Here is a 26,046-nt window from a genome sequence, read left to right on the forward strand (position 1 = left end):
TATAGATTACCAATGTATTTAATCTTATTATTCAAAATTATTTTTTTATTGTTTCTAACGCAAACGTTTGCGTAACAAAATAAGAGGTATTAGTTAAACATGCAGGGGAAGTCGCCGAAAAAACATATGGAGGAGATTCTGATGAAGGTTTTGGTATGGAACGAGTATCGCCATGAACAAACGAAGCCAGAGGTAGCAGAGATTTATCCAAATGGGATCCATGGTGCGATTGCCGAGTTCTTACAAGAAGATCAGATTGAGGTTAACACGGCTACGCTTGACGAAAAAGAGCATGGTCTGACGGAAGAGGTACTGAAGGAAACGGATGTACTCCTCTGGTGGGGGCATATTGCACATGATGAAGTGCAGGATGAAATCGTCCAACGTGTTCATAAGCGGGTGCTCGAAGGGATGGGCCTTATCGTCCTCCATTCAGGACACTTTTCGAAAATCTTCAAACAATTAATGGGAACGACCTGCGATCTGAAATGGCGCGTAGCGGATGAAAGGGAACGGCTCTGGGTCGTGGATCCCGCTCACCCCATTGTTGAAGGAATCGGTGAATATATTGAGCTTGAGAAGGAAGAAATGTACGGGGAGCATTTCGATATACCCGCACCAGATCAATTGCTCTTAATGAGCTGGTTTGAAGGCGGCGAAGTTTTCCGAAGCGGATGCACGTACCAGCGTGGAAAAGGAAGGATATTCTATTTCCGGCCTGGCCATGAAACGTATCCGACCTACTATAACCCAGAGATACAGCAGGTGATAAAGAATGCGGTCAAGTGGGTCAAGCCACGTTCTCACAACAATGTGGTTTATGGAAAAGCGGTACCATTGGAGAATATCTCATCCAAGAGATGAAGTGAAGGAGAGAGCAGAATGGTCAAAGTACAAGTGGGAGTCATTGGTTGTGGGAGCATTGCGAAAAATAGGCATTTTCCGGAATATGAAGCGCATCAGGAAACCGATATTGTAGCCGTTTGTGATATTGCGCAAGACAGGGCGAATGCAGCGGCACAAAGGTATGACGCAAAAGCATATACTGATTATATAGAACTCTTAAAGAATAAGGATATTGACGTGGTTAGTGTATGTACACCGAATTACCTGCATGCCCCCATCACGATCGCTGCTCTTGAAGCTGGAAAGCATGTTCTTTGTGAAAAGCCCATGGCGACCTCTTTAGAAGATGCGGAAAAAATGAATGAAGCAGCTATAAAAAGCGGCAAGATATTAATGATTGGTCATAATCAGCGGTTTGTCCCTTCACATCAAAAAGCCAAAAAGCTAATTGAGAGTGGGGAATTAGGAAAGATTTACAGCTTCAGGACAGCTTTTGGACATTCAGGGCCTGAAACTTGGAGTGTCGATGGGGAGAACAGCTGGTTTTTTAAAAAAGATCAAGCGGTCATCGGGGCGATGGGGGACTTAGGTGTTCATAAAGCCGATTTACTGCGATATGTGTTAGGCGAGGAATTTGTGGAAGTCGGAGCTTTTGTGGAAACGAGTGCAAAGCAACAGGCGGATGTTGATGATAGCGCTGCCTGCATCCTGCGAACGGGAAGCGGTATTATTGGTACCCTGACGGCAAGCTGGTCGTACGCAAAAGAAGACAACGCAACGGTCATTTATGCGGAAAAAGCCGTATTGCGTCTAGAAGACGACCCTAAATATTCACTGATTATCCATCATAAGAATGGGAAGACCGAAACCTTCGAATTAGGGGGCATCCAGACAAATGACTCTGGCGGACAGCATGATACTGGAGTAATCAGCCACTTTATAAAAAGTGTGGTAAACAATGAAGAGCCTCTTGTCACAGGAATTGAAGGATTACAATCACTAAAAGTCATTCTCGGCGCAATGGAATCAAATGCATCCAGACAAATCGTCCGCTTATAAAGGGGTTTAATAGTCATCATGTACAAATTGAAAATGGGTATTATCGGTGCTGGGGGGATTGCCCAAAAAAGGCATATCCCAGCCTTCCAAACATTACAGGATAAAGTGGTTTTATATGCAATTCAGGATATTGATGAATTGAAGGCGAGAGATGTCGCCAGGCAACATCATATTGAAAAAGTTTTTACCAATTATGAAGATATGTTTGCCGAAGTGGATGCGGTCACGATAGCCACACCGAACAAGTTTCATGCCGAGATTTCCATCGCGGCATTGCAGGCTGGTGTACATGTTTTATGTGAAAAGCCGATGGCCATCACGACTGAGGAATGTAAGGCAATAACCGATGCGGCAAACTTATCTGGAAAAGTGCTCTCCATTGCGTATCATTACAGGTTCATGAAGGAAGCCCAGGCTGCCAAAAAAATGATTCGAGCAGGTGAAATTGGAGAGCCATACGTGGCACGAGTTCAGGCCATTCGACGAAGGAAAGTCCCCGGTTGGGGCGTATTTACGAGCAAGGAATTGCAAGGCGGAGGCAGTGTGATCGATTATGGCTGTCACTTGCTTGACTTGGCTTTATGGCTGATGGATGACCCAGAACCAATCGAAATTGTAGGTTCGACATATAATTATGTCAGTAAGGGTGTCGATCAAGTTAATCTATGGGGCAATTTCGATGCTTCCGTTTTTGAAGTGGATGATCATGCAACGGCTTATATCAAATTTGCAAATGGAGCTTCTTTGTTATTTGAAACGTCATGGGCCGCGAATATCCGTGAAGAAGCGACAGTCTTGAGTTTATCCGGAACACAGGGCGGTCTAGATGTGTTCCCGCTCATATTGAATCAGGCGAAACACGGGATGCTTTTGAATAGTGAAGCGGTTTGGATGCCAGGTGAGGACACACCGGATCTTCAACAGGCGGCGAACTTTATCGATAGTTGCCTTGGTTTTGCCGAACCACTGGTAAAACCGGCGGAAGCCATGAAAGTATCGAAAATCATTGAAGCTATTTACCAAAGTTCCGCAAGCGGAAAAGTCATGAGCATCAATTAATGCAAAGGTGAGGTGAGGCGAGTGAAACTAGGCGTTTTTACAGTACTATTCGGACAAAAAACATTTGAGGAAATGCTTGATTATGTGGCAGCCTCTGGATTGAAAACAGTGGAAATCGGTACAGGCGGGTACCCAGGTAATGCCCATTGTCCACTGGATGAGCTATTGGAGAGTGAAGAAAAGCGGCAGGACTACATGGAAGCCATCCAATCAAGGGGGCTAGCCATCAGTGCGTTCAGCTGTCACGGCAACCCTATTTCCCCAGATGAAAGCTGGGCTAGGGAAAGTGATGAAAATTTAGTAAAGTCCATTAAGTTAGCTGCCTTGATGAATGTACCTGTCGTCAATACCTTTTCCGGTACCGCAGGTGATCACGAAGGTGCTAAATATCCGAATTGGCCGGTTGCTCCATGGCCGAACGAATATGCGGACGTCTTGAAATGGCAATGGGAAGAAAAACTGATTCCTTATTGGAAAAAAATCGCTGCGCTTGCTGATGAACATCATATTAAAATTGGACTCGAACTGCATGGAGGTTTTCTCGTCCACACACCATACACCTTGTTGAAGCTACGGGAAGCCACATCGAACGCAATCGGTGCCAACCTTGACCCAAGCCATCTCTGGTGGCAGGGAATCGAACCTGTCGGCGCCATTAAAATTCTTGGAAAAGCTGGAGCCATTTATCATTTCCATGCTAAAGACACCTATCTGGACCAAGATAATATCAATATGTACGGTCTCACCGACATGCAACCGTACGGCAACATCCAGACACGTGCCTGGAACTTCCGCTCAGTTGGTTGCGGCCATAGCCTTCAAGAATGGTCCGACATGATGAGTGCCCTTCGTACTTATGGGTATGATTACGTCGTCAGCATCGAACACGAAGATCCGCTCATGTCGATCGAAGAAGGTTTCCAACGAGCCGTGACGAACTTGAAAACCGTCCTGATCAACGAAAGTCCAACCGATCTATGGTGGGTATAACCGATAATGAGCAGCCTAATGGTTGCTTTTTATTTTGGAGTCGAATTGGACTTTGACCGAAAAAAAGCTGGATTAGACCGATATATCTTCAACTAGACCGATAAAATGTTGAAATTGACTGATATATTACGCAGTTTGACCGATAAAAGGAATGCAGCTGCTAAAAAAGATGCTCCCAAATCTGGGGGCATCCTCTTCACTCATCTTTTTCTTGGTGTGTAATTCAATTCTGCAAATAGTTCGTTTAATTCTTCTTTTGTCAGGTCGCGCCATTGACCGAGGGGTAACCTGTCCAAGTGGATGTTCATGATGCGAACGCGCTGCAGTTCACGGACTTCATAACCCAGTGCCGTACACATGCGGCGGATTTGCCGGTTCAACCCTTGCATTAAGGTAATGTTGAATGTATGGCGTGAAAGCGGCTTGACTTCACATGGAAGTGTTTTCGTATCCAAAATTTCTACGCCTGATGACATCTCTTGTAGGAAGGAATCCGTAAGTGGCTTATCAACAGTGACAATATACTCTTTCTCATGCTTGTTCTCTGCCCGGAGGATTTCATTTACGATATCTCCGTCATTTGTAAGCAGAATCAAACCGCTTGAGTCTTTATCAAGACGACCAACATGGAAAATGCGTAGCGGATGATTAACAAAATCAACAATGTTTCCTTTGATATGTTTTTCAGTCGTGCTTGTGATGCCTGTGGGTTTATTCAGTGCAATATATACATACTGCTGCTCTACTTTTATCGGTTTGCCATCGACACAAACATCATCGCCCGGTTCAGCTTGGCTGCCAAGTTCGGCCACAGCTCCGTTTATGGTCACTCGACCTTCAGCAATCCATTTATCGGCGCCTCGTCTCGAAGTAATCCCTGATTCACTAATATATTTATTGATTCTCAACTAAAGCACACCTTTACATTCAGATTTTCTTCTATAAAGATAACGTAAATCATGCTAGATAAACAAGGGGAAAGCTAAAATGTCTACTTAAGCAGAAGCCACAGCTTTTTTATCCTTCTTCTTTTTAGTGGCTAAGTAGACACCGGAGAAGACAAGAAGGCCGCCAAGAATCTGGACTATTGTGATGTTTTGCCCCAACATCAAGCTTAGAATCGCAGTGAAGACGACAATGAGATTAAGGTAAACGCCAGCTTGGCTTGCATCAATATGACGCAGTGAAATGTTCCAGAAAATGAAGGAACCAACGGATGGAAAGATTCCAATATATAAAATGCCTACCATCGCTTGAGTACTTACATCAAGGTTCAGCCCCGAACTAAAGGCGAACGGAGCAGCCAGAATCAGTCCAAGTAAAACGGATACGGCGGTGGCTGATATGGCCGGGATATTTTTTATCTTTTTGGCGATGAGTGAATAGAAGGTCCAGACAAGTATCGCCAGAATCATCAACAGATCTCCTTTATTGAAGGTAAGATGGAAAATGGTCTGAAGATGTCCATTCGTTAAGACCAATAATACTCCGAATAAGGATAGAATAAGGCCAATCACATGTAGGAATGAAATGTTCTCTTTTAATAGTAAGACGGAAAACAGGACGATGACCGCAGGGGTAATCGAATTAACGAGAGCGGCATTCATGGAAGTCGTATAGGTCAAAGCCCAATACAGGAAAAAATTATAGCCGATGATGCCGAGCAAGCCCATCAGTAATAGTACTTTCCATGCTTTCCATACACTTTTCCAATCGGGTTTTTCAATCCAATGAGCAAGAGGAAATAATAAGATAACAGCAATTAGCCAGCGTGAAAACGTGAGTTGAATCGGTGAAAGTTCAGCAACGACGTATTTGCCGAAAATATAATTACCTGCCCAGAATAAATTAGCCAAGATAAGAAATAAAAGAATATAAGATTTTTTCATGGGGTAGCCTCTTTCTTTAGTGATTGAATATTCAATAAATATACCAATGTAGAAAAAGGGAAGCAATATAAATAGTGAATATTACGTTGAGGGATTATTCTTGTCCAGGAAGGGATGCTATTCATTCATTGCGGGAGACCATGAATATGAAATAAAGAAAAAAGCTGTTCAATCGAAATTGAACAGCTTCTCTCTTATCTTTTAAGCGAAAATCGCGCTGATTTCAGCAATATCATCGATGGTTAATTCAACGTCCAATGCTTTTAAATTACGCAAGACTTGCTCAGGCTTTTTGGACCCGGGTATCAAGACATCTATGGAATGACGTGTTAAATACCAGGCAAGGGCGACGTCCGCAACCTCTGCGTTTTTTCGGTTGGCGATTTCACGAAGCTCCTCGACTTTTTGCAAGTTGCTGGAATAGGCTTGTCCTTGGAAAAGGGGATCTTTAGCTCGCAGGTCGTCAAACTTCGATTCTTCATTATATTTGCCACCAAGCAGGCCGGATGCAAGCGGAAAATAAGGGACAAAGGAAATTTGATTTTCAGCTGTATATGGAAGCAAGTCTTGCTCGGCTCCCCGTTTAAACAGGTTATATTCGGATTGTAAGACGTCGACATAGCCGTCTTTATTGGCTTCTTTTAATTGCTCGAACGAAAAATTCGAGACGCCAATCGCCTTGATTTTTCCGGCATCTTTCAATTCTTTTAAAGCCCCGACAGCCTCATCCTTTGGTGTAGCTTCATCAGGGAAATGAATGTAAAATAAATCAATATAATCAGTCTGGAGCCGCTTTAAACTGGATTCTACAGACTCTCTAAGGAAAGCGGGAGAGTTGTCAATGACCATTTTACCATCCACGAATTTATGGGCACCTTTCGTAGCGAGTACCACTTCCTCGCGTTTGCCGGTATCCTTCAGCACTTCGCCAATCAGTTCCTCCGAGCGTCCGGGCCCGTAAATGTAGGCTGTATCCCAAAAGTTGATGCCTTCTTCAAGAGCCGTCCGCAGGACATCTCTTCCTGTATCTTCATTCAGGTTAGGGAATAGGTTATGTCCACCAATTGCATTCGTACCAAGACCAATCTGATTCACATACAAATTCGTTTTACCAATACGTGTTTGCTTTGACATTTATTGATCATCTCCTCTATCCTAATCATAACAAAAATAGGGTGTAAATTTCCAAAAATAAGCAATAGAAGGCGAGAAAAAAGCAGATGAATCAACGGACTCATCTGCTCCACTTATTTGGTTTCCATGTCTTCGGTGGGTGATGCTTTCCCTGCTTGGCTTAGAATAATGCCAATGACCGTGCCAACCAAGGCTGGTAGGACCCATTCCATTCCATGTTCAGAAAACGGAAGGGCTTCGGTGAATGTTTCCACGAGTCCTAATGGTACATCAAAAGCGCTCAGTCCATCGATCAGGGCAAAGATACCGGTGAAAATCATAGCGCTCCGGTATACTTTTTTTGGATTCTTAAAGTGACGGCTGAAGAATGTCAAAGCGACCAGGACAATTGTTAAAGGGTAGGCCATCACTAGGAAAGGTACGGATACTTTTAAGATTTGATTCAATCCTAGATTGGATAGAGTGAACCCGATTAGCGTGATGAGCAGGACGACCGTTTTGTAGCTGGCCTTAGGAATGAGATTGGAAAAATAATGTCCACAGGCTGTTGTTAATCCTACTACGGATGCGATACAGGCCAATAGGAAGATGATCCCCAAAAGGGTTTTCCCGCCTGTCCCAAGTAATAGGGTAGAAGCGGCGGTCAGGATATCGGTTCCATTTTCATAAGAACCGTTCGCAGCCATGCGTGCTCCCATGAAACCTAAGGATGTATACACAAGAGATAGGAAGATTGCTGTGACCATTCCAGCCTTTATGGTGTACTTAGTCAGCTGCTTACGGTCCGATACCCCTCTCTTTTGGATGGAGGTCAGGATGACAATCCCGAAGGCTAGGGCGGCTAAAGCATCCATCGTGTTATAACCTTCAATGAACCCTTTTGAAAAAGCACCTGTTACGTACGCCTCTGTTGGTGCCTGGAAGGGTGCATCCAGTTTTATAAAGCCAACGATACAAAGGATGACAATAGACCCTAATAGAGTGGGCGTGCTCCAACGGCTCATGATGGTCTCCATTTTTTCAGGATTCATCGATATGGCATAAACAATCAAGAAGAATGCAATCGTGAATAGGAATAAAAAGAGCGATTGGCCTATCGTGTCGCCAAGATAGGGTTTGAATCCCATTTCATAGGCGACGTTAGCATTTCTGGGTATGGCAAGGAAAGGTCCGATGCTTAAATAGATGACGATCATGAAAATCTTGCTGAAAGTTGGGTGCACACGCGACCCAATCGTTTCTGCCCCGCCTTTGACGAGGGAAACGGCGACCAGAACTAGAATCGGGAGTCCGACGCCTGTGACGATAAATCCTGCGATGGCCGGCCAGAAGGAAGTCCCTGATGAGGCTCCCAAAAATGGAGGGAAAATCAGGTTGCCCGCCCCGAAGAACATGGAGAAAAGCATAAGCCCGATAAATAATACGTCTGTTTTTTTCATGATGATGTCTCCTTTTTACGTTCTAGTGAAAATCTCGCCGAATGGACTAACGGGATCATGTGAAAGTATTACTAAGAAAATAAAAAAACGCCCCTACTTAGAGGGACGAGTTGTGTGCTCGCTTTACCACCCATATCCGCGCTTTTTTAAAAGCCACGGCAATCAGTCAACGTACGGTCCATACGGAGCCAATATTATTAAGCTTTGCATGTTGGTTTTTTTGATTCCCATCAAAACCTAGGTTTCATCGTAAGGAGCTATTATAATCTAGAGATAATTTAGCAAATTCAGTATACTAAGTCAATAGGATGAAGTCTTCTTTAGGACAGGATATTAGTCCTAGAGAATCTGGTATGGTTTAAAACGGTTTATGATCAATCGAAAGAATCGTAAAAACTCCCTATTATCTTTCTACCTTCATCTATATTATAATAGAAGTAGAACACTAAAGGAGACAATATGATGTCTGAAAATAAAAAGTTGAGCCTGGCGGATGCTGTCAAGCAGAAATTGGCGCAAAAGCAAGCTGAAACAAGTAAAGATAAACTTGAAACCGGTGTTGTGAAAAAAACAAAACCGCTTAAAAGCCAATTAACTAAAAAGCCCAATAATCAACGTAAGCGCACAGGGGTATAATCCCAATTTGTCAAAGGACAATTACTGTTCAATGCTTATCAGAGAGCAGTATCCTTCATGATCAAAGGTGCTGCTTTTTTTATATTATTTTATTTTTACCATTTTAAGGTAGTGTGTAAACGGGGATTCTGGTAATTTAATGGTATAGGAGAAATCCCTCGCATTGCTTCATATCCTGGTGAAATCCATAAAAGCATATTTTAAGGGAGAGAGTCGATTTGTTAAAAACATTACAAGCCCGGCGGTTTCTGTTTTAAACTTGTAAGAGTTATGACATGTTGTTACCATATTGTTTTGTTAAAATAATAATTTGGAGCTTTGACAGATCATTTTCTTATCTAAAGGAACCTATTGATTTGATCCTTTACTTGAAAATATGAAATATATCGGGGGAATTACGATGGAAGAACAGCTGATTGGCAAAAAGTTCTATGAAACGATGATTGATGACATAAATAAGCATCCGATTCAAGCCTTGGGAGAAATGTTTCTCGTGGAACAAAAAAAGGAAAGATCGGATTTAACCACAATCAGGTTTGCCCAGGGGGAAGTGTACTTCCTGCATCATGACTTTGAGGCGGCCATATTTAAATGGGAGAATATAGAGGGCAATCTTGCTGAATGGGCTAAGAAGAATATTGCTGATGCCTACTTTGAGCTAGAGATGTATTCGACGGCAGAAGATATTTATAAAGCCATTAATACGAGCGAACCTGTATTAAAGACGGAAGTCCTTCTGCAACTGTTTTCACTATACATAGTAGAAACAAGAAATGATCTGGCATCCAAAGTGGTGAAGGAAGCAGTCGATTTCCAACCGGATTATCCAAATGTCACGGAAATTGCGCGCTCCTTCTTTGAAGCGCAAAAGGATTGGAATAGCGCGATAGTTTTAGCGGCCAACGAAAGTATCCGTACGGAGTCAATGACTTGGTTCGATGTTTTGAAAACATACATCCAGCAGGGCGTTGCACAATCGACGGCTCCGGATTATTTCGCGAACGTGCTTAGATCCTTATATAATCTTGACCAAGATCGTTTTGAGAAAATGACGGTAGCCCTTTGGAAGAACTATAAATATACGGATTCTTACTTTGAATGGCTTAAGGTCATCAATAAATTGATCGATGAAATCGAATTGAACAACGGGGATGTTTGGGATGAGCTTTCCGTCTATTATCGCGATGCCTATGCAGGATTACTAGAAGGTACGCATTTAGTCAAAGAGTTAAGCCCTGTCGTACCAAGACTGTTGGAAAATTGGTTAAAAATCGCGGAAGGGGAGATTTCGTTATTTGCAGCGGCATCTGTCCTTTCCTGGAATGAGATTTTCCCAGATACAGTGAGCGCACTTGTTGTTCAAGATGCAGAAAGTCTGTTAGCGAAATCCCCTAGATTGGGAGGCGGTCTCGAAGCAGGCGAAAAACTGATTCACTCCATCATTCAATGGGCAGAGAGCAATGATCTATCAGTCGGCAATAAGCTGAAATGGATGGTTGAGGGAATTAAGGATATGAGCAATTTCAATCTGCTTCTTGTTGGAAGTGCAGGAAATGGCAAGACATCCTTCATTCAATCGATAGCGGGTGAAAGTATTGCAGCGGAAGACCATTCATCTCTTGTGAGCGTTAAAGATGGCGATGACCTGGAAATCTATGAAATTACCGATACAGATCGTAAAATGGTCGAAGAGTTAACGGAGTTGGATGAAACGCGTCGTCAACGCGGAACGATTGTCGATGTGACACTCATCAGTGATTATTTGAGAAATAATCGCCTGCGTCTACTGGATACTCCAGGATTTAATGGAGAGAAAAGCGTAGACCCTGACTTCCAAAATTACTTACTGGAGAGCGATGGAGTGATGTTCGTTCTGGATGCACGGGCACCTTTCACGGGCAGTGAACGTGATTTGCTATTGGAAATGCAACAAATGGCCCCTAAACTTCCTATTCATTTCTTGCTGAATAAAATGGATACCATCTATAGTGATCAAGTGGCAGTCAGGATGGAAGATGAAACATGGGATAAGGTGAATGCTTATTTCCCGAACGCGAAGGTATTTGCTTTCTCCAAGCTTTATGACAGCAAACAGCAACTGCAGGATCTAGCCGTCTTCCTTCACGCAAACTATCAAGATAGCAATTGGAAGGAAATGAGGGCGGAGAAGCTCCTTGCCTTCACGCGTAAAACTTTATCCTATCTATTAGAAAAACGGGCAGCGAATGAACGGAAATGCGAGCATTCGATTTCTTGGAATGAACAGATGGAAGTGAAGTTGAATGGCGCTACGAATCAGTTGACTGATTTGGAAAAAGAAAAAACCGAAAACATTACAAGATCTTATCGCTTATTAAAAGAAGAAGTGAAAAAACAGCTTTCCACACGAATTCCTGAATTACTGCGTGATTGCTCTAAAACATTATCTGAGAATAGTGACTTTAGCCAAGTGCATATACAGTTGAATCAGGAAATGAACGATCGGATCCAGGCATTTATATCCGATAAAATCATGCCGCAGTATTTCCGCTCGCTTCAAGACTGGATTGCTACATCTGAGTTAGAATTCACGCAAAGCCAACAGTTCATGGATGAGATGAGCGCAGGCTTCAATGAGCTATACAAAGAAGAACGTATTGTACTGGCCGGGGACTTCCGGGTCTTGGATGACTGGCGCCGTGATGCGGACCGGATGACAAGCAGCATCCGGATAGAAAATGTAAATATATTACTAAGAAGGACCCCATCTCAGTTGATTCTTAAGGGAGCCGGGAAGCTATTTGGTGCCATTCCGCAAAATAAAGCGAATATGTACAATCGATATAAGAAGTTCTTGGAAAATGAAGACTTCCAGGATGTTGCCGATATGATCAGTGACAGATTCCTTACTCAGTTTGGATTGTTCGAAAAATCCTTGGAACGTGACATATCCCTGTTCTACCGCAATCCATTTGCCATCCTTGAAAAAAATATCGAACAGACGAAAGCCGAAATCAAAGAACAGCAGGCTACATTGGAACATATGAGACAAAATCCTGAAGTCTACCGTGATCCGATTACCCTGTTCGAAGTGAAACTGCGCCAATTCGAACGCCTTGAAAAAATCGAGAAAAGACGCCTGGCGAAACTGCAAGGAAAATAAAACATTTAAAATATTCTAAAAACTATTGACTTAATGACTATATCCCTATAAAGTGGTACTTACCATAACGAAACGTAACACATTATATTCTCTTATCAAGAGTGGCGGAGGGACTGGCCCTACGATGCCCAGCAACCGTTCCAATTAGGAATTGGTGCTAAATCCTGCAAAACAGAAATGTTTTGACAGATAAGAGAGGGATAAGTCTGCAAACCAGCTGATTAAACCTCTCTATTTTAGAGAGGTTTTTATTTTGTGTTTATGCCGAGCTAACAGATAAGAATAATGTAAAAAATAGGGGGAATTAAAATGGGAAAATCAATTTTAAAAGGAGCTTTCGTTTCAGTCATCGCTTCGGCGTTGCTTTTGACGGGGTGTTCTTCGGGACAAAGTACAGGGGAAGCGAAAAAAGAGGAAAAGGTATCTTTTGAAAATGTTCCAGAGCGATTTGCGAAAGGCGAGGGAGCTAAAATTAAAGTCATTCGTAAAATTGGCGGCGATGATCACACGGCCCAATACTTAGCAGGGGCGCAAGAAGAAGGAGAAGCACTTGGCTTCCAAGTAGATACTTTTACGGCCAATGGCGATACGGCTAAATTCCATGACGCCATCGCTCAGGCTCTGGAGGAAGACTATGATGGCTATATCATTTCCCATGGTGATGATGCAGCGACAGTGAATGACGTACAAAAGCTGGTGGATGCAGGGAAAAGCGTAGTCACATTCGATTCCATCGGCGATTTAACGAAAATTGATGGGGTAACAGTAACTTCACAAGATGACGAAGCATTGGCAACTCTTGCTTTTGACAAATTGATAGAAGAGCAAAAAGGCGAAGCGAACATTGCATACCTTTGGGTAGATGGTTTCCCTCCAATGGTGAGAAGAAATGCCGTGTATCAAGAAAAGCTGAAAGAAAATCCTGGCATTCATGAAATTGAAAGATTCGGAGTGGCATCTTCAGATACTTCGGTCCAGACGCAAAATGCGGTCTCGGCGATGTTGAACAAGTATCCCAAAGGTAAAATAGACGCAATTTTCGCAACCTGGGATGCATTCGCTATCGGAGCAGCTCGTGCGATAAAAGAAGCGGGGCGCGATGAAGTGAAAATCTATGGTATTGACGTGTCCAATGCCGACCTTCAGGAGATTCAAACAAAAGGAAGCTCATGGTCGTATACCGCAGCGGTTGATCCGAAGTTGATTGGTGCAGTGAATATGAGATTGCTAGCGAAAAAACTAGCGGGGGAAGAAACGCCGCAAACCTATGATTTAGAAGCATCATTGATATCTCAAAAACAGCTTCAATCATCGAAGGACGCTGTCAACATGACCAATCTATCCGGCATTGTTCAAGGCTGGGGAGTATCAACGGAATTTGAAGAAGACTGGATGAAAGTATTGAAAGAACATTATAAGAAGTAACGATCAGAATCAGTAGACACTCTCTTTCAAGTTGAAGAGAGTGTCTGTTTAATGGGAGGGATTGGACATGGGCATTCAACTAGAAATGAAACAGATATCGATTGAGTTTCCAGGTGTAAAAGCGCTTAGTGAAGTTAATTTTTCAGTACAGTCGGGAACAGCACATGCATTGGTCGGCGCAAATGGAGCAGGGAAATCGACGCTAATGAAAGTCTTATCAGGAGCTCATGTCCATTATACCGGCGACATTTTCCTAAATGGCCAGGTACAGGATATCCGTTCGCCAAAGTCGGCACAGGAAGCTGGCATTCAAATTGTGTATCAGGAAGTGGATACGGCCCTCATTCCTTATTTAACGGTTGCGGAGAACGTGATGCTGAATGAATCCGTACAGAACATGGGGAGAAAACAAATCATCAAGTGGAAGGAATTACATAGAAAAGCGACGGAAATCTTGGAAGAAATGAACATCCATGTGTCTTCGAAAAAACTGGTAAGGGACCTTACGTTGGCCGAAAAGCAGATGGTCTTGATAGCTAGGGCCGTTTCAACCGCATGTAAATTCTTGATTCTCGATGAGCCGACTGCTCCGTTAAGCCATACGGAAACAACGGAACTATTCCGGATTGTGAATGAGCTGAAGCAACGTGGTGTAGGCATTATTTTCATTTCTCATCGTCTACCCGAGATATTTGAAGTGTGTGAGGACATTACAATCATGAGAAATGGGAAGAGTGTGAGGCGCAGTAGAATCAGTGATATCACACAAAACGAAGTGATTGAGCAAATGCTTGGAAAGTCAATGGAAGAACAGTTTCCCGTCGTGAATGCCGAGATAGGTGCGGTGATGTTTGAAGTGAACCGACTGTCGGATGCCGATAAAGTCAAAGATGTCAGTCTTCATGTGAGGGCCGGTGAGATAGTCGGTTTAGCGGGTCTTGTCGGGGCAGGAAAAACGGAGCTTTGTAAAACGCTTTTCGGCCATACGGCCATTATAACGGGGGAAGTTGTGTTAAAAGGAAGGAAGCTTAGCCTGAAAACGCCCCATCATGCTGTGAAGAGCGGCTTGGCACTAGTCCCCGAAGAACGGAGGAAAGAAGGCGTTCTCGTACAGGAGTCTGTTACTACGAACCTGACTGCTGCAAGTGTCGGGAAATTCAGTAAGGCATTCAGCTTCGTCGATCGCCAGGCAGAAAAGATAAAGGCGAAAGACCTGATAGCTACTCTTGGGATCAAAACGCCTTCAGAGGAAGCGAAGGTCGAAAACCTATCAGGGGGCAATCAGCAAAAGATCGCCATCGGAAAGTGGTTATTGGCTGATGCGGATGTATACATATTCGATGAGCCGACAAAAGGCGTCGACGTCGGGGCCAAGAAGGATATTTTTGAACTGATCGCAAAGTTAGCCCAAAAGGGGAAAGCGATTATTTATGCATCATCCGAATTGGCCGAAATCATAGGAATCACAAACAGGACCTATGTTTTATATGACGGAAGGATGGTCAAGGAGCTAGAGACAAGCAAGACAAATGAAGAAGAACTACTATTCTACTCAACAGGGGGCAAATAGGATGAGTACACCAATTCCGGTTCTTACAGAGAAACCAACAACGCCAGCCAGGAAAAAAGTTGATCTGTTCGAATTCTTTTATAAATATGGAACGATTCTGACGATCATCATCTTGATTGCGGTTTTTGCTATTGCGAATCCATCGTTCATTCAAACGAATAATCTTATTAACATTTTACGTTCCATCTCCATCGTGACAATCATCGCCATCGGGATCACGATTTCCTTGACGGTTGACGGCTTCGATTTGTCAGTTGGCTCCGTTGCCTCATTAGCCAATGCCATCGTCATCTCGATGTTTGTCTGGTTTTCCCAGGATACGTTGATTGCGATAATAGCGGCCATTGGTGCTTCGCTTGTGGTGGGCGCATTGAATTCATTCATGATTGTAAAGTTAAGAATCCCGGACATGCTGATGACATTGGCGACCATGTTCATCATTCAAGGGCTTGCCCTTACTTATACAAAAGGGGCCACGGTTTCACAAAACATGGTGATGCCTGATGGAACATTCGCTACAGGTTTAATCAGCCCATTTTTCGCCAAAATCGGACAAGTGCCTTGGATTATCCTGATCATGAGCGTCATTGTCGTTGCGACTCATATCTTTTTGACCTACACGAAGCATGGCCGTTATATGTACATCATTGGGGGAAATAAGGAGGCGGCTAGACTTTCGGGAATCTCGGTCAATAAATATAAAGTAGTGGCCTATCTTCTGTCGGCGCTGTTCGCTGCTATCGGCGGGATCGTCCTTGCTTCCCGCGTCATGACATCGGAAATCAATTCAGGTTCTCCCTATTTAATGGATGCGGTGGCGGCGGCCTTCATTGGTTCTTCTGTTCTAGGAGCAGGTAAACCGAATGCTTTCGGAACGTTCATCGGGGCCGTTTTGATTGGAATTCTGCAAAATGGGCTAATCATGATGTCGGTCCCATATTATGCAATGGACATCGTGAAAGGCGCAGTTCTCGCCCTTGCCTTGGCTGTGACCTATTATAAACAAAAACACTGAAACATTAAGGACCAGCAGTCGCCATGATTGCTGGTCTTTTGTTTCAGTGTGGCGAATTTTTCATTTGGGCTTGGATAACTTCATTTCATACTGCATATAAATCGTACCGGCCTGTTCTTGTGTAATCTCGAATTTGTTACTCGCCTTTTCCGTGATGGCGTCTTGGGTATTCTGTCCTCCAGTGTTGTATAGTGACTTCATGTAAAGATAAATTTCTTTTTCTTTATCTGAACCGATTGCATCGTTTTCCCCGGGTGCCTGTGAATATCCTTCCGCCACTTGGCTGACCCCTTGCTCGAGGCCGCTTTCTTCAGAGGACTCTTCCGTTGTTGGGCTTGCTTCACTTTCCTCCCCGGTTTTTTTACTGGATGGATTTTGCATGCAGCCATACAGTAGACAAAGAGAGGAAGCCAATAGGATAAACTTCATCGCTCTTATCATCCCTACCTCCTTATATGAAAAAAGAAACAGAATCTTCATATATAAGATCCTGTTCTAATAGGGTACTTATTTAAACTTCTGGATTTCACTGTCTCCCTCGAATTTGTTATCCTCCAATATGCCAATCTCCTCAATGTGATTCCGGGCGGCCTCGTCACCTAACCTGTATATGATCCGGTATAGTTTTTTCATGGCCGCATCATATTTATCATTGGCCCGGTCATGATGGTAGAGAAGATAAGGTACGTGAGAACGGGCAAAAGCTTCAAGATCATCTTTCAGATGGTCGTCCAAACATTGCTTTAACTCGGCTAATTCGTCATCATTCGCTTGTATGGTGAAGCTTGGGTTTTCATCTAGTTTCTGTGCTAGAATATCTCCACTCACTAAATCCACATGATACGTCTGCTTTTCTTGACTCATTTATACCACCCCTTCAAGTGTTTAATTATGATGTACCACTATTTGTAAAAAAGTAACCCTAAAAATGAATATCCTATAAAAAAGTCGCTTTCATACATAGATGTCAGATATTTCTTATGAAATAGGGTAAGATAGATTTAGAGATTGATAGGACAACTTAGGACATTGAACAAGGATGGGGAGTGCTACTATGAAGAAATTATCCGTATGTATTGTATTGATGGTATTTATCGTTTCAGGTTGTGCAACGAGGATGTATGATTCAAACATGGAATTGGGGAAAAGCCAACTAAAGGAAGAGAATTATTTAGAAGCACATGAAGCATTTGAGTTGGCTTATGAAGATGATCCCACTGCGGAAGCGAAAGAGCTGATGGAGCTATCAGGCATACTTTACGATGGAATGAAAAAATATGAAGAACAGGATGTAGAAGGAGCACAGGTTTTTTTCGAAGAGGCAGCCGCATATAAGGCAAAGTTTGAAGAAGGCAAGTTGATGGTTCAAAAGGCTACGGAAATGTTGGCGAAAACGGAAGAAGCCGACGTAGAACCAGTTGAAGAGGAGACGGATTTAGAGGAAACGACGGATGACCAAACGGGGGAGGAATCAGAAGCAATCCCCGAGTCGGAAGTTGAAGATAAACCGGCAGTAGAAACAGAAACGCCGAAGGAAGCACAAGAAGAGGAAAAAGCCGCTAAGGAAGAACCAGCCGAAGAAGGACCGGTTGAAGAGGAGAAGGACCCGGACCAAGCCTTTACAAAAGCGAAAGCGGAGCAGCTGGTGAAGGATTATGTGGATGCCGAAAATAATCCGCATCTACAAATCCAATATGATCATGATGATGAAAAGGGAGACTATATTTTTCAAGTCTTTGAAGTCGTCAATGATAGTAACGAAGGTGGACATACTGCCACATTTGGCTGGTATGGCGTGAATAAGCAGAAAAAAGAAGTGTATGAAGTGATGTAAGGAGGGGCGCCTTTAATAGAGGCGTCTTTTTTTTGGTTGTAAGCAGTTTATCGGTCAAAGTCGTAAATATATCGGTCAAAACCAGACCTTTATCGGTCCAATCCACAAATATATCGGTCCATCTAAGAAATTTATATTTTTTCAAGGTTTCTTAAGAATTTTTTAATAATTCCTGTTTATGATGGAGGCAGGTGAAAGTCATAAATAGGAGGGAAGAAGATGGAGAACTATAATGGTGAAGGACAAGTCAGGGTGAAAGAAAAACCGAAAAAAGTAAAGTCACATGTGTTTACTGGCCTTGTTTCTGGAGTGGTCGCTTCTTTAGTAACCTCTTCTGTATTTGTATTCGGGGGTGAGTTTGGGGATACCGAGAAAAAATCCGTGAATGAAACCTCTCAAACCGCAGCCGTAGAGCAAACGGTCACTCCACAGAAATTGTCGACGAGTACAGATTCCAATCAGAGGGCTGATATGGTTGAAACAGCTTCAAAATCGATTGTAGGTGTCGTCAACTTTCAAGAAACACAAAGTCGGTATCCCCTCCAGCAGCAAAGTACGGAAAATGAAACGGTGGAAAGTGGCACGGGATCAGGGGTCATTTATAAAAAAGATAATGGCAAAGCCTATATCATCACGAATAACCATGTAATCGAAGGAGCTAAGGAAGTGGAAATATCGTTATATGATGGGAAAAAGGCAACAGCAGAGGTGGTCGGTGCTGATGCCTTAACGGACTTAGCGGTGTTGACGATTGATGATTCAATTGCTCCGGAAGCCGTCAGTATTGGTGATTCTGATAGCATTCGACCAGGTGAGGAGGTATTGGCCATCGGGAATCCGCTCGGACTTGATTTTTCGCGCTCAGTAACACAAGGAATCATTAGTGCAACGGGAAGGGCGATTTCGGTTGATACTTCGGACGGCGAATGGGAGCTGGATGTGTTACAAACGGATGCGGCCATCAACCCTGGAAATAGCGGGGGTGCCTTAATCAATACGGCTGGTGAAGTGATTGGCATCAATAGCTTGAAAATATCGGAAAGTGGAGTGGAGGGCTTAGGCTTTGCGATTCCAAGTAACGAGGTCATCCCGATAGTAAAAGAGCTAATCGAAAAGGGAAAAATTACGCGACCCTATTTAGGTGTCAGTCTTACCAATACAGAGGAACTCCCACAATATTATCTACAGAAAATGCCTGAGCCTGCAAAAACCGGGGTAATGGTCAATAGTGTAGAACCAGGTTCGGCGGCTGCGGATGCAGGTCTCCAGCAACAGGATGTCATCGTGGCGATTGAGGGCGCCAAGATTGGCACGGCTGCTGAATTGAGAAAACAACTGTACAAAGATAAGAAAATAGGTGACAAGGTAACATTCAAGATCTATCGAGGGGCAAAAGAAAAGACGTTGACGATAACCTTGAAAGGTTCTTAATAGGAAAAGACTTCGGATTGAAAACTGTCCGAAGTCTTTTCTTTTAGAGTAGAATTTTTAGTATAGCTAATAATATAACCATGAGGGAACATATCTATATTCCCTTCCAATAAAGAGAAATGATTTGTCAAGGAAAACAACGTGTTTATAATGTAAAATAGTAGAAATATTGACAAAAATGTGAAAATTGTTAAAATAGAAAGAAAAGGAGCTGACAGGATGGAAGCTAATCAGAAGATCATGGATGCATTGAAATGGGTATCAGGCACAGGATGTACAATCGGAATTATATTGTTTTTAATCAGTTTTTCTGTAAGCGGTTACAACGGAGGGTATGTGCTATCAACAATAGGGATAACCATAGCGTTAAGTGCAGCGAGTATTTTCTTGGTTGGTATATTATTTGTCTTGGCAGAAGAAATGACGGCGAACACCAAAAAAGGGGAAAGAATTATACCGGAAACAACGAAGCTTATAAAATTCAAGTCCAAAACAAAAAGAAGAAAGGTGTCAATTTGACACCTTTCTTCTTTTTTATTAGGAGAGTAGAGCGTTTCTTCAATAGAAGAAACGCTTATTTACTTTAAAAAAACCGTATGCAGGTAATGATAAAAAAGTATGATTTTTTAGTTTCCACAATGGCTAAGGGAAAAACACTTACAATAATTTATATCAGTATAAAATAAGTAAGTGAAGAAAAAGGATGTTTATACCAGATTAGACATATTATCCTACTCATATTGTGAAATATTTAACATTAGAGGTGATTTTGAGGCATATTTCCCCATGATGTATAATGTTACAATTGTTTATTTCACTATATTAATATAAAATAAAATAGACATAGGTAGGGACAATCCTGTACTTTGGGAAGCTGTCTCGTTTTTCATTATAAGGATTTATTATAGGGCATAAGAAAAAAATAATACAATATAACTGCTCATTTACCACATATTTACGGTTTTTAAATGAACTTTTTATGACATTCTTCATTTCATATTGTCTTTTTTTCCACTTGGAACTAAGATATGAGAATAAGAGGTTTAAAGATTGGTAAATGTTTTCTCCGAATAATTACCAATGTCAAATATATTATACTAAGAGAGGGGTAGCACGATGAAAATAAAGTGGGCTTTTTTAACCATCCTTTTTACTGTTGCCACAGTGTTAACAGGCTGCGAACCATTAATGGTCTTAGATCCAAAAGGGCCTCAAGCTGAAACGCAAGCTAAGGACATAATGTTATCTATTGGATTAATGTCGATTATCGTTCTAGTCGTTTTTGGAATTTTAATCTATATGTTAGTCAAGTACAGAGCTTCTAAACAAAGTAAGGATTACGAACCGCCTCATATTGAAGGAAGTAAACTTGTAGAGACAATTTGTGTTGGTGTTCCAATTTTAATTGTAGGTTTCCTTTCTATTGTTTCTACTCAAAGTAACTATAAAGTAGAGGCAACACCTGAAGGATATGAAGATAAAGAGCCTTTGGTTGTTTACGCTTCAACATCTAACTGGAAATGGCATTTTAGTTATCCAGAAGAAAATATTGAAACGGTTAACTATTTATACATTCCAACAGACCGTCCGCTTGAATTCAAACTTTACTCTTATGGACCAATCACAAGTTTCTGGATTCCACAACTTGGTGGTCAAAAATACGCAATGAGCGACATGGTTAACACTCTGCACCTAGCAGCTGACGAACCAGGTGAATACATGGGTAGAAACGCAAACTTTAGTGGTAAAGGATTCGCTGAGAACACGTTCAACGTTACAGCAATGCCAGAAGCCGAGTTTGATGAATGGGTAGATGAAGTGCATCAAACTGCTAAACCTCTTACAGAAGATAAATTCGATGAGTTATTAGAACCAGGTCATCTTGGTACATCCACTTACACTGGAACTCATCTAGAATTCAGTCCTGCTCCTGAGGGTGAAAATGGTGGACATGATCATGGATCAGACGAAGGTTCACACGAAGGACATGATTCACACGAAGAGCACGAAGAACACGAAGAACATAGCAATCATTAAGATGTGGGGTTAGTTATACAACTAACCTTACAGGGTAAACAATAAATTTCCAAAAGGAGTCACGATAGTATGGAATTCTTTGATCGATTTGCCGTACCTCATCCAAGTCTTGCGATTTACGCATCGATGGTTGCCATTGGTCTTACTACGCTTGCCATAATTGCTGGTTTGACCTATTTCAAAAAATGGGGTTATCTTTGGCGTGAATGGTTAACAACGGTTGACCATAAACGTATCGGTATCATGTATATAATTGCTGCTTTAGCCATGCTTTTCCGCGGTGGCGCAGATGCTATCATGATGCGTGCACAACTTGCCGTACCAGATAACACTCTTTTAGATGCACAGCATTATAATGAAATTTTCACGACACATGGTGTCGTAATGATCATATTCATGGCAATGCCATTTATCATGGCGTTCATGAACATCGTTGTTCCGCTTCAAATCGGTGCACGTGACGTAGCATTCCCACGTCTAAATGCACTAAGTTTCTGGTTATTCTTTATGGGTGCGATGTTAATAAACATTTCATTCGTAGTCGGTGGTTCTCCTGATGCAGGTTGGACTTCTTATTTCCCACTAGCAGGTAATGACTTCAGTGAGTCGGTAGGCTCGAATTATTACATGTTCGCTCTTCAGATTTCAGGTCTTGGTACATTGATGACGGGTATTAACTTCATCACTACAATCCTGAAAATGAGAGCACCTGGTATTACATTGATGAAAATGCCAATGTTTACTTGGTCAGCTTTAATCACTAACTTAATCATTGTTTTCGCTTTCCCTGTATTAACAGTGTTGCTTATCATGGGAACAATGGATAGATTATTCGGAACCCACTTCTTTACAACAACTGGTGGCGGTATGGATATGCTTTGGGCCAACTTCTTCTGGGTTTGGGGACATCCTGAGGTTTATATCTTAATCTTGCCGGCATTCGGTATTTATAGTGAGGTTATCTCAACCTTTGCCAAACGTAACCTATATGGTTATAAATCAATGGTAGCTTCAATGGTTCTTATCTCGCTTCTTTCATTCTTAGTATGGGTGCATCACTTCTTTACTATGGGTCAAGGAGCACTTACAAACAGTATCTTCTCTATCACAACGATGGCGATTGCTGTTCCAACCGGAGTTAAGATATTCAACTGGTTGTTCACGCTTTGGAAAGGTAAGATTACATTTACCACTCCAATGATTTATTCAGTACTATTCTTACCGATCTTTACTATCGGTGGTGTTACTGGGGTAATGCTTGGTATGTCAGCAGCCGATTACCAGTACCATAATACAATGTTCTTGGTAGCCCATTTCCATATGGTTATTATTCCTGGTGTTGTATTCGCGATGCTAGCTGGTCTGCATTTCTACTGGCCAAAAATGTTCGGTTTCATGTTGAATGAAAAGCTTGGTAAGATTTCAGCTTGGATCATTACAATGAGTACATTAGTTGCCTTTATGCCAATGTTCTTCAGTGGATTAGATGGTCAAGCACGTCGTATGTACACATATTCCGAATCAACTGGATTCGGGTTGATGAATATGATTTCCTTCATTGGAGCAGCTGGACTTGCTGTAGGTTTTGTAGTAATCGTCTATAACGTGTACTACAGTGTACGTTACTCTCCAAGAAACATCGGTTCAGATCCATGGGATGCTCGTTCTCTTGAATGGTCTACTCATAACCCTGCACCGGAATATAACTTTGCCGTATTACCACAGGTTAATTCAATCGAACCTGTTTGGGATGCTAAGAAAAAGGGACATGACTTATTCCCAGGCAAGTATGAAAAAATTCATATGCCTAATAATAGCGGAATGCCGATCATCATGAGTGCGATATTCTTTGTTTGGGGCTTCTCATTCATATTTGCACTTTGGATTCCTGCTATCGTTGCTACAATCGCGATCTTTGTTTGTATGGCGCTTCGGTCATTCGAGGAAGATCATGGTCACTACATTTCAGTTGAAGAAATTGAAGAGACAGAATCAAAATTGCGAGGTGCTAAATAATGAAAATTGATAACTCGCTGCCACTTGAATATAGTACTGAAGAGAATAGTCTGAAGATATTTGGTTTCTGGATTTTCCTTGGTGCTGAAATTATGCTTTTCGCTACACTTTTTGCTGGATATTTCGTATTACAGGGCCGTACTGCTGGAGGCCCTGGAGTGGAGATTTTTGAAATCACTCCAGTTCTAGCTGAAACAATCTTACTTTTAACAAGTAGTTTTGTTATCGGTCTTGGTATTCACGCCATGCGTCTTGGCAGACAGAAAGCGATGATAACTTTCTTTGCTATCACGCTTCTGCTAGGCCTAGGATTCTTATGCGTAGAAGTTTACGAGTTTATCCACTATGTTCATATTGGGGCAGGATTACAAACTAGTGCTTTCACAGCCATGCTGATGACAACATTAGGAACTCATGGAGCTCACGTAACCGCTGGTCTATTCTGGGGAACGTTCATTATCCTTCAGGTTAAAAAGCGCGGATTGACTCCAGCGACAGCTAATAAATCGTTTATCTTCTCTCTTTACTGGCATTTCTTGGATGTAGTTTGGATCTTTATCTTTAGCTTCATCTATCTGAAAGGAATGATCTCATAATGTCTGAATTGTTCCCACGAAAACAAGTAATGGGTTTTGTATTCTCAATGATTCTTACTGCAGTGGCTCTTGCCGTCTACTTCTTTGATATGTCATTCCCAGTTGGTATGACGGTACTTCTTGTTACTGCATTTATACAAGCAGGTCTTCAACTTGTTGTATTCATGCATGCTGGTGAAACGAAAGATGGAAAAGCAATTTACGTAAACGTTTATTACGGTATGTTCATTGCATTATTCACGGTTTTCGGTACTTTACTAGCTATGACTTGGGGTTACTTGTAAGAGAATCTATCAAAAGAGGGCGTCCTTCAAAAGGCGCTCTTTTTTGTTGGAGGAAATTTCATATGGTAGGGTAAGGGGATCCATTCGATTGGATTTTGGAAGTTGCATAAAAAAGGCAATAAAAAAAAGCAGGTATCTAAGGCGATGCCTGCTTTTTTATTCCTTCCATTGTTTCTCGACTTGATGAAGTGCCATTTGGAAAATTTCCTGCTCATTAGCACCTGGTTTTGCAAGAACATTCGTTTGATATGACTTTCCATTGTAATCCACTTTCACAGTAACTTTAACCATTTTCCATCTTCCTTTCTTTATCATGGTACCTTCGAAGTACACACTTACTATATACCCATTCTTACCGGGCAATCAAACATTTAGCCTATGCCGCTCTCTAAAATATTTAATATTCATAATTATCTGATAAATAAAACGAGATGTCAACACTTTTTGGGGTCAGACCCTATTTCCCAGAATTCATTCAAGTGAAATAAGCTTAGTACGACAGGGGTCATGGCTGTTGGTTAAGGGGTCAGACCCCATTTCCCAAGGTGGCTCGGGAATGGGGTTTGATTTTAGATTTTGGTTAGGATGATTCCGATCAGGGCTGCGAAGACGCCGGCGATTTGGTAGGTTTTTAGTTTTTCTTTGAATAGGTAGCAACCAGCGAATACGACGATCAGGCAGTTGAGGCTGACGACTGGAAAGATGATGCTTGCTATGCCGGTATTCAGGGCGAAGAAATAGCAGCCGTATCCGATTACGCTCAAGAGGCCTACACAGGAACCAATCTTGATTTCTTTAGATTTAATTTTCTCATGTTTAATGCCCATCGCGACCATGAGGTAAACCGTTCCCCCTCCGTACATGGATACCAGAATATCAAGGGAGCTCAGGTGAAGGCGTGTCGTTGTCGTCATCAGGATGCCGAGTACGCCAAAGGAGAAGATGGCAAATAAGGTATGCATCATCCAAGGGACATACTGATGATTCCCTTTGGCATTTGGCGTGTACTGGATGATCAAGGTGGCGAGCAACATACAGATGACGCCGCTCCATTGCAACTGAGAAATGTGCTCATGAAAAATGAGCGCTGCACAGAGAATCGGGAAAACGGTATTCGCCGCGATTAAAGGTGAAGTCAAGCTTGCCGGGCCTTTTTCAAAGGCACTTGCCATTTGGATATTCCCATTAGCATTGAGGACCCCGATTGCCGCACCTAGCAGGATGGAGACCCAATTCAGGTTCAGCCCATCGACGAGCACACCATACATAATGGATAGAATGAAAGCAACAAAATAAAAGAAGAACTGGATATGTATTTTGGAATGGCCTTTTGTTCCACTCCATTTGAAAATGCTGTTATTGATGCCGAAACAAAAACTGGTGATGAGGGCTGCAAAAATCCACATGGCTGTAATCTCTTCCTTCATTTGGGATAAACTCTTTATATATTCTAGCTTAAGATAAGAAAGTTTCAAAGTTTGATATTGACAGAATTGAGTTTATCTACTATATTTACACATGATAAAATCAAATGAATTCCCGATAAACGGGAGAGGTTCATAGCATCACCCTCTTAAAAAAACTATGGTCTGATATTTTGCGAATCAACCATATCTTTAAGGAGATATGGTTTTTATTGTGTAG

24 protein-coding genes and 1 riboswitch are annotated in these 26,046 nt (G+C 42.1%); of the genes, 16 read left to right on the forward strand and 8 right to left on the reverse strand.

Annotated elements, in window-relative coordinates:
- The first annotated feature begins 141 nt into the window (after nt 1–141).
- Genes ACQKL6_RS15760 through ACQKL6_RS15775 form a run of 4 tightly spaced genes read left to right on the forward strand, consistent with a single transcriptional unit; the run spans nt 142 to nt 3,954 of the window.
- A complete protein-coding gene (locus ACQKL6_RS15760; protein WP_427591638.1) occupies nt 142–864 on the forward strand; it encodes a ThuA domain-containing protein in 723 nt (240 codons plus the stop codon).
- A gap of 18 nt (nt 865–882) precedes the next feature.
- Nucleotides 883–1,905 (forward strand): Gfo/Idh/MocA family protein, encoded by a 1,023-nt coding sequence (locus ACQKL6_RS15765; protein ID WP_427591637.1) that lies wholly within the window; start codon nt 883–885, stop codon nt 1,903–1,905.
- An 18-nt stretch (nt 1,906–1,923) separates the two neighbouring features.
- The gene (locus ACQKL6_RS15770; RefSeq protein ID WP_402872084.1) at nt 1,924–2,964 is read left to right on the forward strand and encodes a Gfo/Idh/MocA family protein; all 1,041 of its coding nucleotides are present in this window, start codon (nt 1,924–1,926) and stop codon (nt 2,962–2,964) included.
- Nucleotides 2,965–2,985: 21 nt separating this feature from the next.
- Nucleotides 2,986–3,954 (forward strand): sugar phosphate isomerase/epimerase family protein, encoded by a 969-nt coding sequence (locus ACQKL6_RS15775; protein ID WP_402989263.1) that lies wholly within the window; start codon nt 2,986–2,988, stop codon nt 3,952–3,954.
- 200 nt (nt 3,955–4,154) lie between these two features.
- Here the strand turns inward: ACQKL6_RS15775 and rluF are convergent, their stop codons facing one another.
- The 4 genes from rluF to brnQ all read right to left on the reverse strand — a co-directional run bounded on the left by rluF (nt 4,155) and on the right by brnQ (nt 8,416).
- Entirely contained in the window at nt 4,155–4,862 is a 708-nt protein-coding gene (rluF, locus tag ACQKL6_RS15780) for a 23S rRNA pseudouridine(2604) synthase RluF (RefSeq protein WP_402872080.1), read from the reverse strand.
- Between the two features lie 87 nt (nt 4,863–4,949).
- Nucleotides 4,950–5,843: a DMT family transporter gene (locus ACQKL6_RS15785; protein ID WP_427591636.1), complete on the reverse strand. Its 894-nt coding sequence runs from the start codon at nt 5,841–5,843 to the stop codon at nt 4,950–4,952.
- Nucleotides 5,844–6,044: 201 nt separating this feature from the next.
- Complete coding sequence (locus tag ACQKL6_RS15790) at nt 6,045–6,977, reverse strand: aldo/keto reductase (protein WP_403124399.1); 933 nt, start codon at nt 6,975–6,977, stop codon at nt 6,045–6,047.
- Between the two features lie 113 nt (nt 6,978–7,090).
- Nucleotides 7,091–8,416, reverse strand: a complete 1,326-nt coding sequence (gene brnQ / locus ACQKL6_RS15795) for a branched-chain amino acid transport system II carrier protein (protein WP_402989253.1) — start codon at nt 8,414–8,416, stop codon at nt 7,091–7,093.
- A gap of 462 nt (nt 8,417–8,878) precedes the next feature.
- Between brnQ and ACQKL6_RS15800 the strand changes: the two genes are divergently transcribed.
- The 5 genes from ACQKL6_RS15800 (at nt 8,879) to ACQKL6_RS15820 (ending at nt 16,204) form a co-directional block, all read left to right on the forward strand.
- The gene (locus ACQKL6_RS15800) at nt 8,879–9,052 is read left to right on the forward strand and encodes a hypothetical protein (RefSeq protein ID WP_402872063.1); all 174 of its coding nucleotides are present in this window, start codon (nt 8,879–8,881) and stop codon (nt 9,050–9,052) included.
- Nucleotides 9,053–9,452: 400 nt separating this feature from the next.
- Entirely contained in the window at nt 9,453–12,194 is a 2,742-nt protein-coding gene (locus tag ACQKL6_RS15805; RefSeq protein WP_427651449.1) for a GTP-binding protein, read from the forward strand.
- An 89-nt stretch (nt 12,195–12,283) separates the two neighbouring features.
- Nucleotides 12,284–12,390, forward strand: a riboswitch (SAM riboswitch).
- Between the two features lie 113 nt (nt 12,391–12,503).
- A complete protein-coding gene (locus tag ACQKL6_RS15810) occupies nt 12,504–13,619 on the forward strand; it encodes a sugar ABC transporter substrate-binding protein (RefSeq protein WP_402872056.1) in 1,116 nt (371 codons plus the stop codon).
- Nucleotides 13,620–13,686: 67 nt separating this feature from the next.
- Nucleotides 13,687–15,189 carry a sugar ABC transporter ATP-binding protein gene (locus tag ACQKL6_RS15815; RefSeq protein WP_427651450.1) on the forward strand — a complete coding sequence of 501 codons (1,503 nt, stop codon included), beginning with the start codon at nt 13,687–13,689 and terminating at the stop codon, nt 15,187–15,189.
- 1 nt (nt 15,190) lies between these two features.
- Nucleotides 15,191–16,204, forward strand: a complete 1,014-nt coding sequence (locus ACQKL6_RS15820; RefSeq protein ID WP_427651451.1) for an ABC transporter permease — start codon at nt 15,191–15,193, stop codon at nt 16,202–16,204.
- 60 nt (nt 16,205–16,264) lie between these two features.
- Here ACQKL6_RS15820 and ACQKL6_RS15825 read toward each other — a convergent pair whose 3' ends face one another.
- Complete coding sequence (locus ACQKL6_RS15825) at nt 16,265–16,645, reverse strand: hypothetical protein (RefSeq protein ID WP_427651453.1); 381 nt, start codon at nt 16,643–16,645, stop codon at nt 16,265–16,267.
- Between the two features lie 66 nt (nt 16,646–16,711).
- Complete coding sequence (locus ACQKL6_RS15830) at nt 16,712–17,068, reverse strand: hydrolase (RefSeq protein WP_402872044.1); 357 nt, start codon at nt 17,066–17,068, stop codon at nt 16,712–16,714.
- Nucleotides 17,069–17,258: 190 nt separating this feature from the next.
- On the opposite strand from ACQKL6_RS15830, the gene ACQKL6_RS15835 reads away from it, so the two are divergent.
- From ACQKL6_RS15835 to qoxD, 7 genes are all read left to right on the forward strand, one after another.
- Complete coding sequence (locus tag ACQKL6_RS15835) at nt 17,259–18,038, forward strand: hypothetical protein (protein ID WP_402989239.1); 780 nt, start codon at nt 17,259–17,261, stop codon at nt 18,036–18,038.
- Between the two features lie 219 nt (nt 18,039–18,257).
- Complete coding sequence (locus ACQKL6_RS15840; protein ID WP_427591630.1) at nt 18,258–19,469, forward strand: S1C family serine protease; 1,212 nt, start codon at nt 18,258–18,260, stop codon at nt 19,467–19,469.
- Between the two features lie 219 nt (nt 19,470–19,688).
- Complete coding sequence (locus tag ACQKL6_RS15845) at nt 19,689–19,988, forward strand: hypothetical protein (RefSeq protein ID WP_402872035.1); 300 nt, start codon at nt 19,689–19,691, stop codon at nt 19,986–19,988.
- A gap of 597 nt (nt 19,989–20,585) precedes the next feature.
- Nucleotides 20,586–21,506, forward strand: coding sequence for a cytochrome aa3 quinol oxidase subunit II (gene qoxA, locus ACQKL6_RS15850; RefSeq protein ID WP_402872032.1), 921 nt, complete (start codon nt 20,586–20,588; stop codon nt 21,504–21,506).
- Between the two features lie 69 nt (nt 21,507–21,575).
- Nucleotides 21,576–23,522: a cytochrome aa3 quinol oxidase subunit I gene (qoxB, locus tag ACQKL6_RS15855; RefSeq protein ID WP_402872029.1), complete on the forward strand. Its 1,947-nt coding sequence runs from the start codon at nt 21,576–21,578 to the stop codon at nt 23,520–23,522.
- The gene (gene qoxC, locus ACQKL6_RS15860) at nt 23,522–24,118 is read left to right on the forward strand and encodes a cytochrome aa3 quinol oxidase subunit III (RefSeq protein WP_402989229.1); all 597 of its coding nucleotides are present in this window, start codon (nt 23,522–23,524) and stop codon (nt 24,116–24,118) included. Before qoxB ends, qoxC begins: the two co-directional genes overlap by 1 nt.
- On the forward strand, nt 24,118–24,402 hold the full coding sequence (gene qoxD / locus ACQKL6_RS15865; protein WP_402989226.1) for a cytochrome aa3 quinol oxidase subunit IV: 285 nt from the start codon (nt 24,118–24,120) through the stop codon (nt 24,400–24,402). Before qoxC ends, qoxD begins: the two co-directional genes overlap by 1 nt.
- A 156-nt stretch (nt 24,403–24,558) precedes the next feature.
- Here qoxD and ACQKL6_RS15870 read toward each other — a convergent pair whose 3' ends face one another.
- Together ACQKL6_RS15870 and ACQKL6_RS15875 are read right to left on the reverse strand one after the other, a co-directional pair.
- A complete protein-coding gene (locus ACQKL6_RS15870; protein ID WP_402872021.1) occupies nt 24,559–24,693 on the reverse strand; it encodes a BA3454 family stress response protein in 135 nt (44 codons plus the stop codon).
- A 278-nt stretch (nt 24,694–24,971) separates the two neighbouring features.
- A complete protein-coding gene (locus ACQKL6_RS15875; protein WP_427651454.1) occupies nt 24,972–25,829 on the reverse strand; it encodes an EamA family transporter in 858 nt (285 codons plus the stop codon).
- Nucleotides 25,830–26,046: the final 217 nt, after the last annotated feature.

It is taken from the genome of Peribacillus sp. NPDC097197 (assembly GCF_050278025.1).
Classification (GTDB): Bacteria; Bacillota; Bacilli; order Bacillales; family DSM-1321; genus Peribacillus.

Bases quoted from the DNA above. Each gene is read 5' to 3' on its own strand.
- ACQKL6_RS15760 (WP_427591638.1), top strand. From the start codon at position 142: ATGAAGGTTTTGGTATGGAACGAGTATCGCCATGAACAAACGAAGCCA.
- ACQKL6_RS15765 (WP_427591637.1), top strand. From the start codon at position 883: ATGGTCAAAGTACAAGTGGGAGTCATTGGTTGTGGGAGCATTGCGAAA.
- ACQKL6_RS15770 (WP_402872084.1), top strand. From the start codon at position 1,924: ATGTACAAATTGAAAATGGGTATTATCGGTGCTGGGGGGATTGCCCAA.
- ACQKL6_RS15785 (WP_427591636.1), bottom strand. From the start codon at position 5,843: ATGAAAAAATCTTATATTCTTTTATTTCTTATCTTGGCTAATTTATTC.
- ACQKL6_RS15790 (WP_403124399.1), bottom strand. From the start codon at position 6,977: ATGTCAAAGCAAACACGTATTGGTAAAACGAATTTGTATGTGAATCAG.
- brnQ (WP_402989253.1), bottom strand. From the start codon at position 8,416: ATGAAAAAAACAGACGTATTATTTATCGGGCTTATGCTTTTCTCCATG.
- ACQKL6_RS15800 (WP_402872063.1), top strand. From the start codon at position 8,879: ATGTCTGAAAATAAAAAGTTGAGCCTGGCGGATGCTGTCAAGCAGAAA.
- ACQKL6_RS15805 (WP_427651449.1), top strand. From the start codon at position 9,453: ATGGAAGAACAGCTGATTGGCAAAAAGTTCTATGAAACGATGATTGAT.
- ACQKL6_RS15810 (WP_402872056.1), top strand. From the start codon at position 12,504: ATGGGAAAATCAATTTTAAAAGGAGCTTTCGTTTCAGTCATCGCTTCG.
- ACQKL6_RS15815 (WP_427651450.1), top strand. From the start codon at position 13,687: ATGGGCATTCAACTAGAAATGAAACAGATATCGATTGAGTTTCCAGGT.
- ACQKL6_RS15820 (WP_427651451.1), top strand. From the start codon at position 15,191: ATGAGTACACCAATTCCGGTTCTTACAGAGAAACCAACAACGCCAGCC.
- ACQKL6_RS15825 (WP_427651453.1), bottom strand. From the start codon at position 16,645: ATGATAAGAGCGATGAAGTTTATCCTATTGGCTTCCTCTCTTTGTCTA.
- ACQKL6_RS15830 (WP_402872044.1), bottom strand. From the start codon at position 17,068: ATGAGTCAAGAAAAGCAGACGTATCATGTGGATTTAGTGAGTGGAGAT.
- ACQKL6_RS15835 (WP_402989239.1), top strand. From the start codon at position 17,259: ATGAAGAAATTATCCGTATGTATTGTATTGATGGTATTTATCGTTTCA.
- ACQKL6_RS15840 (WP_427591630.1), top strand. From the start codon at position 18,258: ATGGAGAACTATAATGGTGAAGGACAAGTCAGGGTGAAAGAAAAACCG.
- ACQKL6_RS15845 (WP_402872035.1), top strand. From the start codon at position 19,689: ATGGAAGCTAATCAGAAGATCATGGATGCATTGAAATGGGTATCAGGC.
- qoxA (WP_402872032.1), top strand. From the start codon at position 20,586: ATGAAAATAAAGTGGGCTTTTTTAACCATCCTTTTTACTGTTGCCACA.
- qoxB (WP_402872029.1), top strand. From the start codon at position 21,576: ATGGAATTCTTTGATCGATTTGCCGTACCTCATCCAAGTCTTGCGATT.
- qoxC (WP_402989229.1), top strand. From the start codon at position 23,522: ATGAAAATTGATAACTCGCTGCCACTTGAATATAGTACTGAAGAGAAT.
- qoxD (WP_402989226.1), top strand. From the start codon at position 24,118: ATGTCTGAATTGTTCCCACGAAAACAAGTAATGGGTTTTGTATTCTCA.
- ACQKL6_RS15870 (WP_402872021.1), bottom strand. From the start codon at position 24,693: ATGGTTAAAGTTACTGTGAAAGTGGATTACAATGGAAAGTCATATCAA.
- ACQKL6_RS15875 (WP_427651454.1), bottom strand. From the start codon at position 25,829: ATGAAGGAAGAGATTACAGCCATGTGGATTTTTGCAGCCCTCATCACC.